17 protein-coding genes are annotated in these 16,116 nt (G+C 60.3%); 16 read left to right on the top strand and 1 reads right to left on the bottom strand.

Annotation, left to right across the window (positions count from 1 at the left end):
• Positions 1–40 precede the first annotated feature (40 nt).
• From KP701_RS09840 to KP701_RS09795, 10 genes are all read left to right on the top strand, one after another.
• Entirely contained in the window at positions 41–1,183 is a 1,143-nt protein-coding gene (locus tag KP701_RS09840) for an acyl-CoA dehydrogenase family protein (RefSeq protein WP_062495289.1), read from the top strand.
• Complete coding sequence (locus KP701_RS09835) at positions 1,180–1,947, top strand: 3-ketoacyl-ACP reductase (protein ID WP_215747045.1); 768 nt, start codon at positions 1,180–1,182, stop codon at positions 1,945–1,947. Before KP701_RS09840 ends, KP701_RS09835 begins: the two co-directional genes overlap by 4 nt.
• Before the next feature lie 8 nt (positions 1,948–1,955).
• Entirely contained in the window at positions 1,956–3,107 is a 1,152-nt protein-coding gene (locus KP701_RS09830) for a dihydrodipicolinate synthase family protein (RefSeq protein ID WP_215747044.1), read from the top strand.
• Positions 3,107–3,964 carry a sugar phosphate isomerase/epimerase gene (locus tag KP701_RS09825; RefSeq protein ID WP_215747043.1) on the top strand — a complete coding sequence of 286 codons (858 nt, stop codon included), beginning with the start codon at positions 3,107–3,109 and terminating at the stop codon, positions 3,962–3,964. Before KP701_RS09830 ends, KP701_RS09825 begins: the two co-directional genes overlap by 1 nt.
• A 14-nt stretch (positions 3,965–3,978) precedes the next feature.
• A complete protein-coding gene (locus KP701_RS09820) occupies positions 3,979–4,740 on the top strand; it encodes an electron transfer flavoprotein subunit beta/FixA family protein (RefSeq protein ID WP_215747042.1) in 762 nt (253 codons plus the stop codon).
• Complete coding sequence (locus tag KP701_RS09815) at positions 4,740–5,666, top strand: electron transfer flavoprotein subunit alpha/FixB family protein (protein WP_215747041.1); 927 nt, start codon at positions 4,740–4,742, stop codon at positions 5,664–5,666. Before KP701_RS09820 ends, KP701_RS09815 begins: the two co-directional genes overlap by 1 nt.
• 43 nt (positions 5,667–5,709) lie before the next feature.
• Positions 5,710–7,359 (top strand): electron transfer flavoprotein-ubiquinone oxidoreductase, encoded by a 1,650-nt coding sequence (locus tag KP701_RS09810; RefSeq protein ID WP_252345534.1) that lies wholly within the window; start codon positions 5,710–5,712, stop codon positions 7,357–7,359.
• Positions 7,360–7,467: 108 nt separating this feature from the next.
• The gene (locus tag KP701_RS09805; protein WP_215747040.1) at positions 7,468–8,868 is read left to right on the top strand and encodes a sugar porter family MFS transporter; all 1,401 of its coding nucleotides are present in this window, start codon (positions 7,468–7,470) and stop codon (positions 8,866–8,868) included.
• A gap of 68 nt (positions 8,869–8,936) precedes the next feature.
• A complete protein-coding gene (gene gap / locus KP701_RS09800; protein WP_215747039.1) occupies positions 8,937–9,956 on the top strand; it encodes a type I glyceraldehyde-3-phosphate dehydrogenase in 1,020 nt (339 codons plus the stop codon).
• A 97-nt stretch (positions 9,957–10,053) separates the two neighbouring features.
• Positions 10,054–10,773, top strand: a complete 720-nt coding sequence (locus tag KP701_RS09795) for an NUDIX domain-containing protein (RefSeq protein WP_215747038.1) — start codon at positions 10,054–10,056, stop codon at positions 10,771–10,773.
• Here KP701_RS09795 and KP701_RS09790 read toward each other — a convergent pair whose 3' ends face one another.
• Positions 10,774–12,399, bottom strand: coding sequence for an inorganic phosphate transporter (locus KP701_RS09790; protein WP_215747037.1), 1,626 nt, complete (start codon positions 12,397–12,399; stop codon positions 10,774–10,776).
• Positions 12,400–12,707: 308 nt separating this feature from the next.
• Here KP701_RS09790 and atpD point away from each other — a divergent pair, with 308 nt between their 5' ends.
• Genes atpD through KP701_RS09760 form a run of 6 tightly spaced genes read left to right on the top strand, consistent with a single transcriptional unit; the run spans position 12,708 to position 16,115 of the window.
• On the top strand, positions 12,708–14,168 hold the full coding sequence (gene atpD / locus KP701_RS09785) for a F0F1 ATP synthase subunit beta (protein WP_215747036.1): 1,461 nt from the start codon (positions 12,708–12,710) through the stop codon (positions 14,166–14,168).
• Positions 14,165–14,581 carry a F0F1 ATP synthase subunit epsilon gene (locus tag KP701_RS09780; RefSeq protein WP_215747035.1) on the top strand — a complete coding sequence of 139 codons (417 nt, stop codon included), beginning with the start codon at positions 14,165–14,167 and terminating at the stop codon, positions 14,579–14,581. The genes atpD and KP701_RS09780 overlap by 4 nt, the downstream gene beginning before the upstream one ends.
• Entirely contained in the window at positions 14,578–14,868 is a 291-nt protein-coding gene (locus tag KP701_RS09775) for an AtpZ/AtpI family protein (protein ID WP_215747034.1), read from the top strand. The genes KP701_RS09780 and KP701_RS09775 overlap by 4 nt, the downstream gene beginning before the upstream one ends.
• Positions 14,861–15,175, top strand: a complete 315-nt coding sequence (locus KP701_RS09770; RefSeq protein ID WP_215747033.1) for an ATP synthase subunit I — start codon at positions 14,861–14,863, stop codon at positions 15,173–15,175. The genes KP701_RS09775 and KP701_RS09770 overlap by 8 nt, the downstream gene beginning before the upstream one ends.
• Positions 15,172–15,873: a F0F1 ATP synthase subunit A gene (locus KP701_RS09765; protein WP_215747032.1), complete on the top strand. Its 702-nt coding sequence runs from the start codon at positions 15,172–15,174 to the stop codon at positions 15,871–15,873. The genes KP701_RS09770 and KP701_RS09765 overlap by 4 nt, the downstream gene beginning before the upstream one ends.
• Complete coding sequence (locus KP701_RS09760; RefSeq protein WP_215747031.1) at positions 15,870–16,115, top strand: F0F1 ATP synthase subunit C; 246 nt, start codon at positions 15,870–15,872, stop codon at positions 16,113–16,115. The genes KP701_RS09765 and KP701_RS09760 overlap by 4 nt, the downstream gene beginning before the upstream one ends.
• Position 16,116 lies beyond the last annotated feature (1 nt).

Below are 16,116 nucleotides of genomic sequence, written 5' to 3'. Positions count from 1 at the left end.
TCTGGTAACCATCCAGTTAGTTACTTATGTGGAGTCGGCTATGTTTCTGAACGAAATGCAGGAAGAGGTCCGCGAAACGACACGGTCTTTCGTGGATAACGTCATCCGTCCCGCCGCCGAGGCGCTGGACCGTGAGGAGCGCTTCCCGGCAGAGATTTATGAAGAAATGGGCAAGCTGGGCCTGTTCGGCATCGCTGTGCCCGAGGAACTGGGCGGACCGGGTTTTGATACGCTGACCTATGCGGTCGTGATGGAAGAGCTGTCCCGTGGCTATGCCAGCGTGGCCGACCAGTGCGGTCTGGTGGAACTGATCTCCACACTTCTGGTCCGTCACGGAACGCCGGAACAGCAGAAGATGCTGCCCGACATCCTCTCCATGAAGCGCAAGGTCGCTTATTGTATTACGGAGCCCGAGGCTGGCACGGATGTCTCCGGTATCCGCACGACGGCCGTGCGTGACGGGGATGGCTGGGTTCTCAACGGCGGCAAGATCTGGATCCACAACGCGCCGGTCGCTGATACCGGATTTGTTCTGGCTCGCACCGACAAGGAAGCGGGCAACCGCGGCATGTCCATCTTTATCGTGGACCTGCATGCCAAGGGTGTCGAGCGCGGTCCCAAGGAACACAAGATGGGCCAGCGGGCGAGCCAGGTCGGTGCTCTCGACTTCTCGGATGTCCGTCTGGGGAGCGATGCGCTGCTGGGCGAGATGAACCGTGGCTTCCACATGATGATGAGCGTGCTTGACAAGGGGCGCGTTGGCATCGCGGCTCTCGCTGTCGGTATTGCACAGGCGGGTCTTGAAGCGGCAGTGGATTATGCCGGAACGCGCAAGCAGTTCGGCAAGCATATCTCCGAGTTTCAGGGCGTGCAGTGGCTTCTAGCTGACATGGCCAAGGACATTGAGGCCGCACGCCTTCTGGTCCATTCGGCGGCTACGAAGATCGACCGCGGGCAGGACGCCACGCGCTCATGCTCCATGGCCAAGTGCTTTGCCGGTGACATGGCGGTGGCCCGGACGGCCGATGCCGTGCAGGTCTTTGGTGGTTCGGGCTACATCCGTGGCTTCGAAGTCGAGCGTCTGTACCGCGATGCCAAGATCACCCAGATCTACGAGGGCACCAACCAGATCCAGCGCATGATCATCGCGCGTGAACTGCTCCGCAAGGGCGCACGGGCATGAGACAGGTCGCTCTCGTCACCGGTTCCTCCCGGGGCATCGGTTTCGCTGCGGCTCAGGCTCTGGCGAAACGGGGCTTCGCTTTAGCGGTCAATGGACCGTTCGATGACGAGGAACTGCGTTCGGCTGTCAGCCGTCTGTCCGAAACTGGAGCATCCGTCATGGCGCTCCCGTTCGACATCACGGATCTCTCCATCCATGCGGAGCGGCTGGCGCAGGTCGAGGCCGAACTTGGGCCGCTGACGACGCTCGTGAACAATGCTGGCGTCGGCGTTCTCCAGCGTGGCGACCTGCTGGACGTGAGCGAAGCGAGCTGGGACCGCTGCCTGACGGTAAAAACCAAGGCGCTGTTCTTTCTCTCGCAGGCCTTTGCGAAGCTGCTCCTGTCGCGGTCGCGACCCGAGAACGTGTTTCATTCCATCGTGAATGTGACGTCGTCCAACGCTACCGCCGTGGCGGTCCAGCGCTCCGAATACTGTGCGTCCAAGGCGGCTGCGGCGATGGTGTCCAAGGCTCTGGCCGTACGGCTCGGCCCGGAAAACATCGCGGTCTATGATGTTCAGCCCGGCCTGATCGCCACGGATATGACGGCAGCCGTGATCGAGCAGTACCGTCAGCGCGCCATAGACGGGCTGACCCTGCTGCCCCGCGTCGGCGAACCCGAGGACGTGGGCGGCATCATCGCGACCCTCGCTTCGGGCGGACTTCCCTACACCACAGGCCAGGTGATTTCGGCAGATGCCGGAATGCTTGTGCCGCGTTTCTGAGAACGGTCATGAAAATCATTCTTCCCGATGAAACCGGCCGGAAGACGGACTATCACCTGATCGGAACACCGGCGCCGACAGGAACACTGGACCGCAATCCGGCGCGGATCGTCTATTCCGCAGCCCATGTCGTCGCCAATCCCTATACGGCGAAGGACCCATCTGGATCTGGCGCCATCGACTGGGACAAGACGATGGCGTTCCGCCGCCACCTCGCGGATCTTGGGCTCGGCATCGCCGAAGCGATGGACACGGCCCAGCGTGGCATGGGTCTGGACTGGCCGATGGCGCTGGAACTGATCCGCCGGACGAAAGCTGAACTGCCGGACGCCGATGTGGTCAATGGCTGCGGAACCGATCATCTGGACCCGGTAGATGTGCGCGACGTGGATGCGGTTATCCGCGCCTATCTGGAACAGGTCGAAGCCATTCAGGCCGTCGGTGGCCGGATCATCCTGATGGCCAGCCGGGCACTGGTCCGGGTGGCAAAGGGGCCGGAAGACTATCTGCGCGTCTACCGCGAAGTCCTTTCCGCCTGCGATGAACCAGTCATCCTACACTGGCTCGGTGAGGCGTTCGACCCCGCTTTGGCCGGATACTGGGGTACGAACAGTTTCGATCAGGCGCTGGAAACCGTGCTGGAAATGATCGGGCAGAACGTCTCCAAGGTGGACGGTATCAAGATTTCCCTTCTGGACAAGGAAAAGGAAATCCGGATGCGCCGTCTGCTTCCGGCAGGCGTGAGAATGTATACCGGGGATGACTTCAACTACCCGGAACTGATCGAAGGCGACGAGCAGGGCTTCAGCCATGCGCTTCTGGGGGTGTTCGATCCGCTGGCGCCACTGGCCGCTTATGCGGTGAGCAAACTCGGTGAAGGCGACAAAGCCGCTTTCCGCGCGGCGCTGGACCCCACGGTTCCGCTGGCCCGGGTGATCTTCAAGGCGCCAACCCAGTATTACAAGACAGGTGTCGTGTTCTTGGCCTGGCTGAACGGCTTTCAGGATCACTTCATCATGCTGGGTGGTGCGCAGTCCATGCGGCCACTGCCGTATTTCACGGACATTTTCCGGCTGGCGGATGGCTGCGGGCTGCTCCGCAATCCGGAACTGGCCGTCCGGCGCATGAAGTCGCATCTGTCGCTCTATGGGGCCGACTGATGCGCGACTTCACCCACGATCATTCCGCGCTGGCCCTGAACACCGCGACCCTCGGCCACAATATGCCGGGGGCAGGGGCCGGATGGTCTGCTGAACGGACGATCGACGCCTGTGCCGAGCGTGGCATCGGCGGTATCGTCTTCTGGCGGCCGGAGCTTCAGGGCCGGGCTTCAGCCATCGGGCAGCATGCCCGGCAGGCCGGAGTGGAGGTCGTGGGGCTGTGCCGTTCGCCGTTTCTTGTGGGGCCTCTCGCACCTCATGGACGGCAGGCGGTCGTGGATGATTTCCACCGTTCCATCGATGAGACTGCCGATCTGGGAGGCAAGATCCTGACCATCGTGGTGGGAGGCGTGGAGCCCGGCACAAAAGGGGTCAGGGAGAGCCTCGATATTGTCACGGATCGCCTATCTGAGGTGCTGGATTACGCGTCTGAACGGGACGTCAAGCTGGCTCTGGAGCCCTTGCATCCGATGTATGGCGGGGACCGCTCCTGCCTGCCGACGCTGCGCGATGCCCTGGATATCTGCGATGCCCTCAATTCCGACAGGCTGGGTGTGGCGGTCGATGTCTATCACGTGTGGTGGGACACCGATCTCCCGCGTCAGCTCGAACGGGCAGGGAAGCGCATCATGGGATTCCATCTGTGTGACTGGCTGGTTCCCACGACGGATTTTCTTCTGGATCGCGGGATGATGGGGGACGGCGTGGCAGACCTGAAAGGCCTGCGCGCGGGTGTGGAACGCGCGGGATATGACGGGTTCTGCGAAGTCGAGATTTTTTCTGCAAACAACTGGTGGAAGCGCGATCCGGCCGAAGTGCTGGATGTGATGATACAGCGCTTCCGCGATATCTGCTGAGAACGGAGAGTATCATGAAGATCCTCGTCCCTGTGAAACGGGTCGTCGACTACAACGTCCGCATCCGCGTCCGGCCGGATGGGTCTGGTGTCGATCTGGTGAACGTCAAGATGTCCATGAACCCCTTTGACGAAATCGCGGTCGAAGAGGCCATTCGTCTCAAGGAAAAGGGCGTGGCGACCGAAGTCGTCGTCGTCTCCATCGGTGTTGCGCAGGCGAAGGATACGCTGCGAACCGCTCTTGCGATGGGCGCGGACCGGGCCATTCTCGTGACAGTAACCGACGATGTGAATGTCGATCTGGAGCCGCTTTCGGTGGCGCAGATCCTGAGCAGGGTCGTTGCGAACGAACAGCCCGGCCTCGTGATCGCAGGCAAGCAGGCGATCGATAACGACATGAACGCAACCGGGCAGATGCTCGCCGCCCTGCTGGGCTGGGGGCAGGGCACATCCGCTTCGTCTGTTACGATCGAGGATGGTTCGGCACTGGTCACACGTGAAGTCGATGGCGGTCTTCAGACCATTAAGCTGAAGCTACCGGCCGTAGTGACGACGGACCTGCGCCTCAACGAACCCCGTTATGTGGCGCTGCCCAATATTATGAAGGCCAAGAAGAAGCCGCTTGAAGAGGTGTCGCTTGCGCAGCTCGGGGTCGAAGTCCGCCCGCGTCTCACAGTTCTTAAGACGGTCGAGCCTCCCCAGCGCCATGCTGGTGTGAAGGTTGGGTCCGTCGATGAGCTGGTGTCGAAACTGAAGAATGAAGCAGGAGTCCTCTGATGTCTGTTCTGCTACTTGCCGAAGTCAATGACGGTCGCCTCGGGACAGATACTGTCGCCAAGGCCCTGACGGCGGTTGTCACGCTTGGAGATGTGCATGTTCTCGTCACGGGTGAGAACTGCGCGGCTGCTGCCGACGAGGCGGCGAAGCTGGCAGGCGTGTCGAAGGTTCTTCTGGCGGATGATGCGTCTCTGGCGCACGGGCTTGCCGAGCCTGTCAGCGCGCTGATCGTCTCACTGGCCAAGGATTATAGCCACATCGCCGCTGGTGCGACGGCGTTTTCCAAGAACGTTCTGCCGCGTGTTGCTGCGCTGCTGGATGTGATGGTCCTGTCTGAAGTGACAGCCGTGCAGGCCGCGGACACATTCGAGCGGCCAATCTATGCTGGCAATGCGATCCAGACGATCCGTTCTTCCGATCCAATCAAGGTCTTCACGGTCCGCACAGCGGCCTTCACGGCGGCGCAGAATGGTGGAAACGCTTCTGTTGAAGCCGTCACTATCCCGGCCGATCCCGGCCTGTCGCAGTGGGTTGAGGACAAGACGGTCGCCTCCGAACGTCCGGACCTGACCTCGGCGAAAATCATTGTCTCTGGTGGTCGCGGGATCGGATCGAAAGAGAACTTCGATACCATCACGACCCTTGCGGACAAGCTCGGCGGGGCAGTTGGTGCAAGCCGTGCGGCTGTGGACGCCGGATATGCGCCCAATGACTGGCAGGTCGGTCAGACGGGCAAGGTCGTGGCGCCGGATCTTTACCTCGCGGTCGGCATCTCGGGCGCCATCCAGCACCTCGCGGGCATGAAGGACTCCCGCATCATCGTGGCGATCAACAAGGACGAGGACGCGCCGATCTTTCAGGTCGCCGATTACGGACTGGTTGGAGACCTGTTCACCATCCTGCCTGAACTGACAGCAAAGATCTGACCATGCGCAGCCTCGGTATCACCTTCGGACAGGGAGAAGAGTCATGACGGTCATTGAACGCGAAAGCATGGATTATGACGTCGTCATCGTCGGTGCCGGGCCCGCAGGCCTGTCCGCTGCCATCCGTCTCAAGCAACTTGACCCGGACCTGTCCGTCGTCGTGCTGGACAAGGGATCCGAGGTTGGCGCCCACATCCTCTCCGGTGCGATTATTGATCCATGCGCGCTGAATGTCCTGCTGCCGAAATGGCGGGAAATGAACGCGCCGATCACCGTGCCGGTGGAAACGGACAGCTTCTATGTCCTGGGCGAGAAGGGGCAGACGCGTCTGCCCAACTGGCTCATGCCGCCTTTCATGAACAATCATGGCAACTACATCGTCTCGCTGGGAAATGTCTGTCGCTGGCTTGCCGAAACGGCAGAAGGGCTGGGCGTGGAGATCTTTCCCGGCATGGCGGCCAGTGAGCTTGTGTATGGCGAGAAAGGCGAAATCCGGGGTGTGGTCGCTGGTGAGTTCGGACGGAATGCGGATGGCACGCCGGGCGAGAATTACGAACCGGGCATGATCCTGGCGGGAAAGTACGTGCTGATCGGCGAGGGGGCACGGGGATCTTTAGCGCTACAGATCATGAGGCATTATGGCCTGTCGGATGGCAGGGATCCGCAGAAGTTCGGGATTGGCCTGAAGGAAATCTGGGAGGTGGACCCGGCCCGGCATAAACCGGGCACGGTCGTTCACACTATGGGATGGCCTTTGGGGCGCAATGCGGGTGGAGGCGCGTTTGTCTATCACCTCGACAATAATCAGGTCTGTGTCGGGTTCGTCGTGCATCTGAGCTACGAAAACCCCTATCTCGACCCGTATCGTGAGTTCCAGCGTTTCAAGCATCATCCGCTGATGGCGGGTCTGCTGGAAGGCGGGAAGCGGATCGCCTATGGGGCGCGCGCGATTTCCGAGGGCGGATGGCAGTCCATTCCGAAAGTCGTTTTCCCCGGTGGTGCGCTGCTGGGCTGTTCTGCGGGGCTTGTGAATGTTCCGCGGATCAAGGGCAGCCACAATGCCATCTATTCGGGGATGCATGCGGCAGAGGCCGCTTATGCAGCGATCCGGGATGGCCGGAGTGGTGATGAACTCACCGCTTATGAAACCGCACTGAGGGAAGGGCCCGTTGGCCGGGACCTCAAGCTTGTCCGTAACGTCAAGCCGCTTTGGGAGAAGTACGGGCTGGCGGGCGGGATTGTACTGGGTGGTCTGGACATGTGGACGGCGTCGCTGACCGGAGCGCCTTTGTTCGGGACGATGCATCATCACAAGACGGATGCTGCGTCGACGGGGAAGGCGGCGGATTTTTCGCCGATTGTCTATCCCAGGCCGGATGGAAAGCTGAGCTTCGACCGGACGACCAATGTGGCGTTTTCGTTCACCAATCATCACGAGAACCAGCCCTGCCATCTGAAGCTCAGGAATGCTGACATTCCGATCGCGGTCAATTTGCCGGTTTATGCCGAGCCTGCGCAGCGTTACTGCCCGGCCGGGGTTTACGAGATTGTCGAGGACGCGGGGAAGCCACGTTTTCAGATCAATTTCCAGAACTGCGTGCACTGCAAGACCTGCGACATCAAGGACCCGTCCCAGAACATCGTCTGGACGCCGCCGCAGGGCGGGGACGGGCCCAATTACCCGAATATGTAAGTTTTGTAGGCCAGATCAAAGTAACGGTATCCATGCAGAACTCGGAATTCATGGCTGCCGAAGTGTTTCTTCCGATCACAGAAGAAGACCAAGAAAAGGAACACGGTTATGAGTGACGTTGGCGTCGTACAGAGCGTTCCGCGCGTTTCACTCAACGGCAGAAGTGCCCTCGTAGCCACACTGGCTGCGGTGGCAGGTCTGATGTTCGGGCTGGATCTGGGTGTCATATCCGGAGCGCTGAAATTCATCGGTATCGAGTTTCAGGTCAATGATTTCGGCAAGGAGTGCATTGTCTCCGGCATGATGGTCGGAGCAGCACTCGGGGCCCTGTTTGGTGGACGGCTGTCTTACATTCTGGGCCGCAAAAAGCTGCTGATCATCTCGGCACTGCTTTTCATTTCCGGGTCGGCACTCTGTGCGCTGGCGCCTTCCGTTCCGGTCCTGATCGCGGGACGTGTGGTCCTCGGACTGGCAATCGGCGTCGCGAGCTTTACCGCTCCACTCTATATTTCGGAAATTGCGCACCAGCAGCATCGCGGGGCCCTGATTTCCGTCTATCAGCTCATGATCACAGTAGGCATTCTGGTCGCGTTCATCTCCGATGCGCTTCTGGCCTATTCGGGATCCTGGCGCTGGATGCTCGGGATCGTGGGCGTCCCGGGCGTATTGTTCCTTATCGGCGTCCTGTTCCTGCCGGACAGCCCGCGCTGGCTGGTTCTGCGGGGGCGGCATGATGAGGCGTTCGACGTCCTGCACGGCCTGCGTGGCAATGACGCGCATGCACGGGACGAGATCGTCGAAATCCGCGATCAGCTTGCACAGGCAGACGGCGGATATACGCTTTTCAAGAAAAACCCGAATTTCCGCCGGGCGGTTTATCTGGGTGTGGCCCTTCAGGCGATCCAGCAGTTCACCGGCATCAACGTGGTCATGTACTACGCGCCGCATATCTTTGAGATGGCAGGTTTCGGCACCAGTGCTGCCCTGTGGGGCACAGTGATCGTGGGGCTGGTCAATGTGCTCTCCACGTTCATCGCCATTGGATATGTCGATCGCTGGGGCCGTCGGCCCATGCTGATTGCGGGTTTTATCATGATGGCGCTGGGCATGTTTACGGTCGGAATGCTGCTGTATTTCGGCACGGGCAACAGCGACCTGGCGCGTTACGCGGCTGTTGCGATGCTGCTGTGCTTCATCGTCGGGTTTGCATTTTCCGCCGGGCCGCTGGTGTGGATCCTGTGCTCCGAAGTGCAGCCCATGAAGGGACGTGACTTCGGCATCGGGTGCTCGACCTTCACAAACTGGGGCACCAACATGATTGTTGGTCTGACCTTCCTCTCGCTTCTGACGACACTGGGAAGTGCCCAGACTTTCTGGCTCTACGCCTTGCTCAATCTCATCTTCATTTTTGTGACAATGAAGTTCGTGCCGGAAACCCGTGGCGTATCGCTGGAGCAGATCGAGCGGAATCTCATGGCCGGCAAGCCCCTCAATCGTATCGGCCTGTAAGCGCAGGCCTTCCCCTCATTCACAAAAGGACAGGCCCTGACATCGGGGCATCAAACGGAGACGGTATCGTGGCAGTCAAGATCGGGATCAATGGATTTGGACGTATCGGGCGTCTGACCTTGAGAAGTATTATCGAGAGCGGACGGACCGACATTGTTCCCGTTGTCATCAATGGTCCAGGCAGTGTCGAGGACAAGGTTCATATGCTGGTCTATGACAGCATTCACGGACGGTTTTCAGGGAAGGTCCATCTTGAAGGCGATCAGCTGAGGATCGAAGCGCATGGCCGCAGCTACGGACCGATCCGTATTTCCTCGGAGCGTGAGCCGGGGGCGGTTGCGCTTGATGGCGTGGATGTCGTTATGGAGTGCTCCGGGCTCTTTACGTCGAAACAGGCTGTGCAGCCTCTGTTGCAGGCGGGAGCGCGAAAGGTTCTCGTCTCCGCTCCGGCAAGTGATGCGGACGCGACGATCGTGTATGGCGTGAACAATGATGCACTCAAACGGGATATGACGGTTGTCTCGAATGGGTCGTGCACGACCAACTGTCTGGCGCCGCTGGTAAAGGTTGCGGACGAGGCGTTCGGCGTCAAATGCGGTTACATGCTGACGGTCCATTCCTATACGGGCGATCAACAGATCGTGGATCGCCGGCATCGCGACCTGAGGCGCGCACGGGCGGCCGGTCAGAACATGGTCCCGACGTCCACGGGGGCGGCCAAGGCGATCGGTCTTGTCCTGCCCCATCTTAAAGGACGGCTGGCCGGATCTTCGCTTCGGGTGCCGACACCGAATGTCTCAATGGTGTCGCTCGATTTCGTGCCGTCGCGCGCTCCGTCATCGGTGGATGAAATCAACGCTGCCTTCCATGAGGCGTCCGTGGGGGCTCTTGCTGGAGTTCTGGACTACAGCGATGGCATGCTCGTCAGCAGCGATTTCAATCACAGCGCGGCATCTTCCAGTTTCGACGCGACGCAGACCGCGCTGATCCGGGATGGCGAGATGATCCATATCTGTAGCTGGTATGACAATGAATGGGGCTTCTCGAACAGGATGATCGATACCGCGGTTCTCATGGGGAGCCTGTAAGGGCGGTAGGGTGCCTCATCTCCTCGGAGTTGCTTCGACAGGCATTATGGAAGACGGTTCTTCTGGTGCCTGAGAAGCAGGAATGAGAGATCGGATCATGACGCAGCAGGATGTTCCAGTCCATTTTGGGACGGGCATATCGTTGGAGCTTCGGGAAAAAGTCCTGAACGCTCCACAGTTTTCAGGCTGGATCGCAAAGACCCGGTCCAGTTTCGATCTCTGCTCCGTTCTTGTCCGTGATGTGCTGATGTTCGGCTCGCGCGTTGGTTTTGTGGTTGTTGAGGCCGATGCGTGGAACGAAGAAGCGAAAATGCCCTGCTTTGCCGTGCTTCGGGCCCCGACGGTCTCCATCATGCCGGTGGTGACTGTGAAGGAGAAGCCGGCCGAGCGTTATGTCGTTCTGGTGCGTGAGGCGCGGCTACCGGTCGGGCAGATGGTGACGGCTTTACCGGCTGGCGTGATTGACGGGGAGGCCGCTGAAGTGGCCGCTCTTCGCGAACTGCGCGAGGAGACGGGACTGAACCTCACAGCTGGCAGGCCTTACAGACTGCGTGAGACGCCGGTTTTTCTGTCGCCCGGTGGGAGTAGCGAAGAGATGATGCTTTACGCCGTGGACATCGTTCTCACACGGGCGGAAATGGACGGGCTGCTTGATCGGAAGGGTGGGCTGGCGAATGAACACGAGCACACGACAGTCTGTGTCGTTCCGCTGAAAGACATGCCGCGTCATACGCCGAATGCCCATTGTCTGCTGAGCTGGCATCTGTACCAACAGCATTGTGCGGATCTGAAATCCGCACAATGCGTCAGAGGTTGATCAGAAAATCTGACGGAACAGGACGTACAGGATCCCTGCAATCGCCATTGCGGCGGGCAGGGTCGTGACCCAGGCCAGCGCCATGGAGCGCAGGGTGGCGAACTGAACGCCCGACCCGTTGGCAGCCATGGTTCCGGCGACGCCGCTGGACAGGATATGCGTGGTGGAGACGGGCAGGCCGTAGCCTTCTGCAAGACCAATGGTCGTCATTGCCACGATTTCGGCCGATGCGCCCTCGGCGTAGGTCATGTGGGTCTTGCCGATCTTTTCACCAACCGTCACGACGATACGCTTCCATCCGACCATCGTGCCAAGGCCCAGGGCAATGGCGACGGAGACCTTGACCCAGAGCGGAATGAAGCGGGTGCCGTGATACAGTTCGGACTGGAAGGATTTGAGGGACTTCTTTTCCGCAGGGGTAAAGTCCTGAGCTTCTCCCATGACGCGGATGGCGTCAGCGACCAGATACATGTCCGTACGGACGTTCGGGACGGCGGCTGCAGGGACGGCCTTCATGGAGCCGTAGGTCTTGACCGAGGCGGAGATGTCGTCGCTGAGGATGGCCAGGGCGTCATAGGTTTCGGGAGACGCGATGGACTTGGCGCGCAGACCAGCGCCCACGATCTCGCGGGCATTTTCGGCCGTCAGAGCTGTGGGCTCCTTCGGAGCATGGGTGAGGAAGATCTTTTCTGCTTCCGATGACGACTGGATGAAGGCCGGCATGGCGCTTTCAGGCATCGCTCGGTTCAGCGCATAAGCCGTGGGGGCCGCGCCGATCAGGATCAGCATGATCAGACCCATGCCTTTCTGTCCGTCATTGCCACCATGCGAGAACGAAACGCCCGTGCAGGTGAAGATCAGCAGCGCGCGGATCCAGAGCGGCGGCGGGGTGTCGCCCTCGGGAGCCTGATAGAGCGCTTTGTTGCGGACCAGAACCTTCATGACGAGAAGCAGCAGTCCGGCCATGACGAAGCCGCAGATCGGGCTGAAAAGGAGGGCGGAAAAAACCTTCTCGACCTGTCCCCAGTCCACGCCCTGAGTAGCCGCCCCTGTCGGTGACATCAGCTGGTTGGCCAGACCGACGCCCATGATCGATCCCACGAGAGCGTGGGACGAACTGTTGGGAATACCAAAGGCCCAGGTGACGAGGTTCCAGACGATGGCCGCGATCAGCAGAGCGAAGATCATGGCATACCCTGCGCTGCTTCCAGCCTGAAGGATCAGCTCCACGGGCAGGAGCGTTACGATGCTGTAGGCCACCGCGCCAGTGGAGATGGCGACGCCGAGGAAGTTCCAGAAACCGGACCAGATGACGGCCACGAGCGGCGGCAGGCTGCGGGTGTAGATGACGGTTGCGACCGCGTTGGCCGTGTCGTGGAAGCCGTTAACGAACTCAAAGGCCAGCGCGATGATCAGGGCAATGCCGAGCATCACGAACGTACCTGTCGCGAGGGCACCTTCACCAACCGAATGCATGTCCTGAAGGATGCTGAACGCGGCAAATCCCAGAGCGCCGATCAGCACGATAAAGAAAAGTGCGACATGAAGGGGCTTGTTGCCTCCATTCATATCGGGGCGCGACGGGGCCGGGATCTCCGCGGGGGAGCCTAGGGTCGTTTCAGACATCACTGATCCATGGTTTGTTTACCTTTCCTTAATTTATTGGAGCGCCCAGACGGATGCGACTGCAGAAACATGATCGTTTTGCGACAGGCGATTTGATTTCAGCGTCGTGCGGACATGGTCTTGCCTGACCGTCGCAGGACGTTCAGTGTATATGGACATGAATGGCGACACTGTGATGAGGGATCTATTATCATTTTATGAATCCGCTCACTGTCTCCGCGCAAATATCGACGTCTCGGAGACGCGGGTTTATTGAGGAGTGGCAAAAGAGGGCTGCCCTGCGATACGGCGCGCTCAAAGGAGACTAAATGAACCTGCCAGCGGTTACTCCGGCGAAATCCGACACGGTTTCTCTCATGGGAGAGATCATTGCCGTGCGCGAAGCTGTGGTGGATGTGCGGTTTGCGGCAGGTCATCTTCCTGAAATAAATTCGGCGCTCGAAGTCGCATGGGACGGTGGGGCTCCGCTGATCCTTGAGGTTCACAGCCATCTCGATCCCCGGACGGTCAGGGCTGTTGCCCTCATGTCCACGTCCGGACTGGCGCGGCATGTGATGGTGCGTGCGACGGGGGAGGCGCTTCGTGTGCCTGTGGGTGAGGCTGTTGTCGGCCGGATGCTGGATGTCACGGGTATTCCACGTGATAACGGCCCGGCTCTGCCGGCGGATGTTCCGCGGCGCGCGATCCACAGTGACCCGCCCGCCATGCAGACCGAGAACGCCAGCACGGATATCTTCGAGACCGGCGTGAAGGTTCTGGACCTGCTCACGCCGCTTGCGCATGGTGGCAAGGCGGCGATGTTTGGCGGAGCAGGCGTTGGCAAAACGGTTCTGACCATGGAACTGATTCATGCCATGGCCGCGAAATACCAGGGGCTGTCGATCTTTACGGGCGTGGGCGAACGCAGCCGCGAAGGGCATGAAATGCTGTCCGACATGAACGGATCGGGCGTGATCAGGCATGCGGTTCTCGTCTACGGTCAGATGAACGAGCCGCCGGGCGCGCGCTGGCGGGTTCCGCTCACGGCTCTGGCGATTGCTGAATATTTCCGCGACGAGCAGCGTAAAAACGTCCTGCTGCTCATGGACAACATCTACCGCTTTGTTCAGGCCGGAAGCGAACTCTCCAGCCTGCTGGGTCGTCTGCCATCGCGGGTGGGCTATCAGTCCACGCTTGCGACGGAAGTCGGTGCGGTGGAAGAGCGTATCACGTCCGTGGCCGGGGCTGCAGTCACTGCCATCCAGACCGTTTACGTCCCCGCCGATGACTTCACGGATCCGGCCGTGACAGCCATTGCAACACACATGGACAGCCAGATTGTGCTCTCCCGGGATCTCGCGGCGCAGGGTTTCTATCCGGCGGTCGATCCGCTGGCGTCTTCTTCAGTGCTTCTCGATCCGCTGGTTGTGGGAGAGGCGCATTGTGAGATCGCTGAACAGGTCCGCGAGGCCTTGGCCAGACTGAAATCCCTTCAGGATGTGATTGCGCTGCTGGGGGTTGAGGAACTGGGCTCCGACGATCGTCGCACTGTCACACGGGCGCGGCGGCTTCAGCGCTTTCTCAGCCAGCCCTTCACAGTGACCGAGAAGTTCACCGGGCAACCGGGGCGCAGTGTGAGCCTGACCGACACTCTGGCGGGCTGCCGGGCTATTCTGGATGGCGAGACGGATGAGTGGGCCGAGAGTTCGCTCTACATGGTCGGTACACTGGACGAGGCGCGGCAGAAAGAGCAGGCGGCGCGGAAGGCCGCAGCCGGGGCGGCCGTATGAAGCTGCGGATCATCACGCCCCTGACGGTGGTTCTGGACGAGCCTGATGTCGTGTCGGTCCGGGCTGAGGACGACAGTGGAAGTTTCGGCATTCTGCAGGGGCATGCGGATCTGGTGTCCAGCGTGATTCCGTCCGTCGTGATCTGGAAGCGTCGCGACGGGAGGCCGCATTACTGTGCCGTGCGGCAGGGTGTCCTGACCGTGACGGAGAAGGGGAGGATGGTTGAGATCGCAACCCGCGAAGCCGTCTGCGGGGACGACCTCGAAACGCTGAAAACCCTCGTGCGTCAGCATTACGCGGCCCTTGATGATGCGCGCAGAAATGCAAATGTTGCATCCGTCCGTCTTCAGCTGGACGCGGTGCAGCGGATCGGAAATGGCCTGTGGTCCGAAGCGGGGAGCCTCTTGCCATGAAAGATGACAGCCCCGAGGCTGACGAGATGGAAGCCGCCATTCGGCAGCGCATGAACCGCCAGCGCACAGGCGAGACGGACGGAGACGTCAACGTCACGCAGCATCTTGCCCGGATTGGTGTCCTTGGCTGGACGATCATCACGCCGCCTCTTGGCGGGCTTCTGCTGGGACGGTGGCTGGATCACTGCTGGGGCACGGGGGTCGCCTTCTCAGCCGTCCTGCTCATGGCCGGATTTGCGGCGGGTGGCTGGAGCGCCTGGAAATGGATGAGTCATCCCCATGACTGAAAAAGAAATTCTCACGTGCCTTGGCTGGCTTCTGGCGGGGCTGCTTGCCGGAAGTATTCATGTGGCGGCCCTGTGGGTCAATGTGCAGTTCCTGATGACGTCCTCAAGGCGCCCTGTGGCCATAGCGATGCTGCTAGGGCGTTTTTTGCTGCTGTGTGGGCTGCTTTATCTTGCCGCGCGAAGTGGAACCGCCCCGTTCCTCTGGGCGACCTGCGGTGTTCTTGTGGGGCGACCGCTTGTTCTTCGGATCATGAAGGCCCGCACTGATCCCGGCTTCAGGACCGGCGAAGAGGGACCGTTGCAATGATGTCGCCGCTTTCAAGCCATATCCTGTTCCATATCGGCCCGGTTCCGGTGACGCAGCCTGTGGTGACGACATGGGGGATCATGGTCGTCCTTACGCTCGGGGGCGCCTGGATTTCCCGCACCCTGACCTCTGGCCGGCCCGGTCGGCTCCAGACGCTACTCGAACTGGGTGTCACGGCGCTTGACCGGCAGATCCGCGAGACCATGCGCACCGAACCTGCGCCATACCGGTCTTTCGTGGGCACGCTTTTCCTTTTCATCCTTGTGGCCAACTGGTCTTCGCTCGTGCCTGGTGTCGAGCCACCTACGGCCATTCTGGCAACGGATGCGGCACTGGCGATCATCGTCTTTCTGGCCATCATTATTTTCGGCGTCCGTTCTGGGGGTGTCACGGGCTATCTCCGCAGTTTTTTATGGCCCAGCGTCGTCATGGTGCCTCTCAACCTGATCGGGACGGTCACGCGTACCTTTTCGCTCATGGTCCGGCTGTTCGGGAATGTCATGGCCGGTGTTTTCATCATCGGGATCGTCCTCTCCCTTGCCGGACTGCTCGTTCCCATTCCTCTCATGGCGCTCGATCTCCTGACGGGAGCCGTGCAGGCATATATTTTCGCCATTCTCGCCATGGTCTTCATCGCTGGCGCGCTGACCAGACCTACCGCGCCTCAATCCATTAAAAATACAGGATCCTGCTCATGAACTGGCTCGCTCTGGCAAGTATCGTCTCCGCCGCGATGGCGGTGTCAGTCGGCTCGATAGGGCCGGCGCTGGCTGAAGGGCGGGCTGTTGCCGCCGCCATGGATGCCATTGCGCGTCAGCCTGAATCCGCAGGAACCATTTCCCGGACGCTGTTTGTGGGGCTCGCCATGATCGAGACCATGGCCATTTATTGCCTGGTCATTGCCCTGCTTCTGCTTTTCGCCAACCCTTTGCTGAAGTAAT

It is taken from the genome of Gluconobacter sp. P1C6_b (assembly GCF_018811945.1).
In the GTDB taxonomy this organism is placed as follows: Bacteria; Pseudomonadota; Alphaproteobacteria; order Acetobacterales; family Acetobacteraceae; genus Gluconobacter.
The sequence above is the reverse complement of the archived record's forward strand: the minus strand, read 5'-3'. Positions and strand labels throughout refer to the sequence as shown.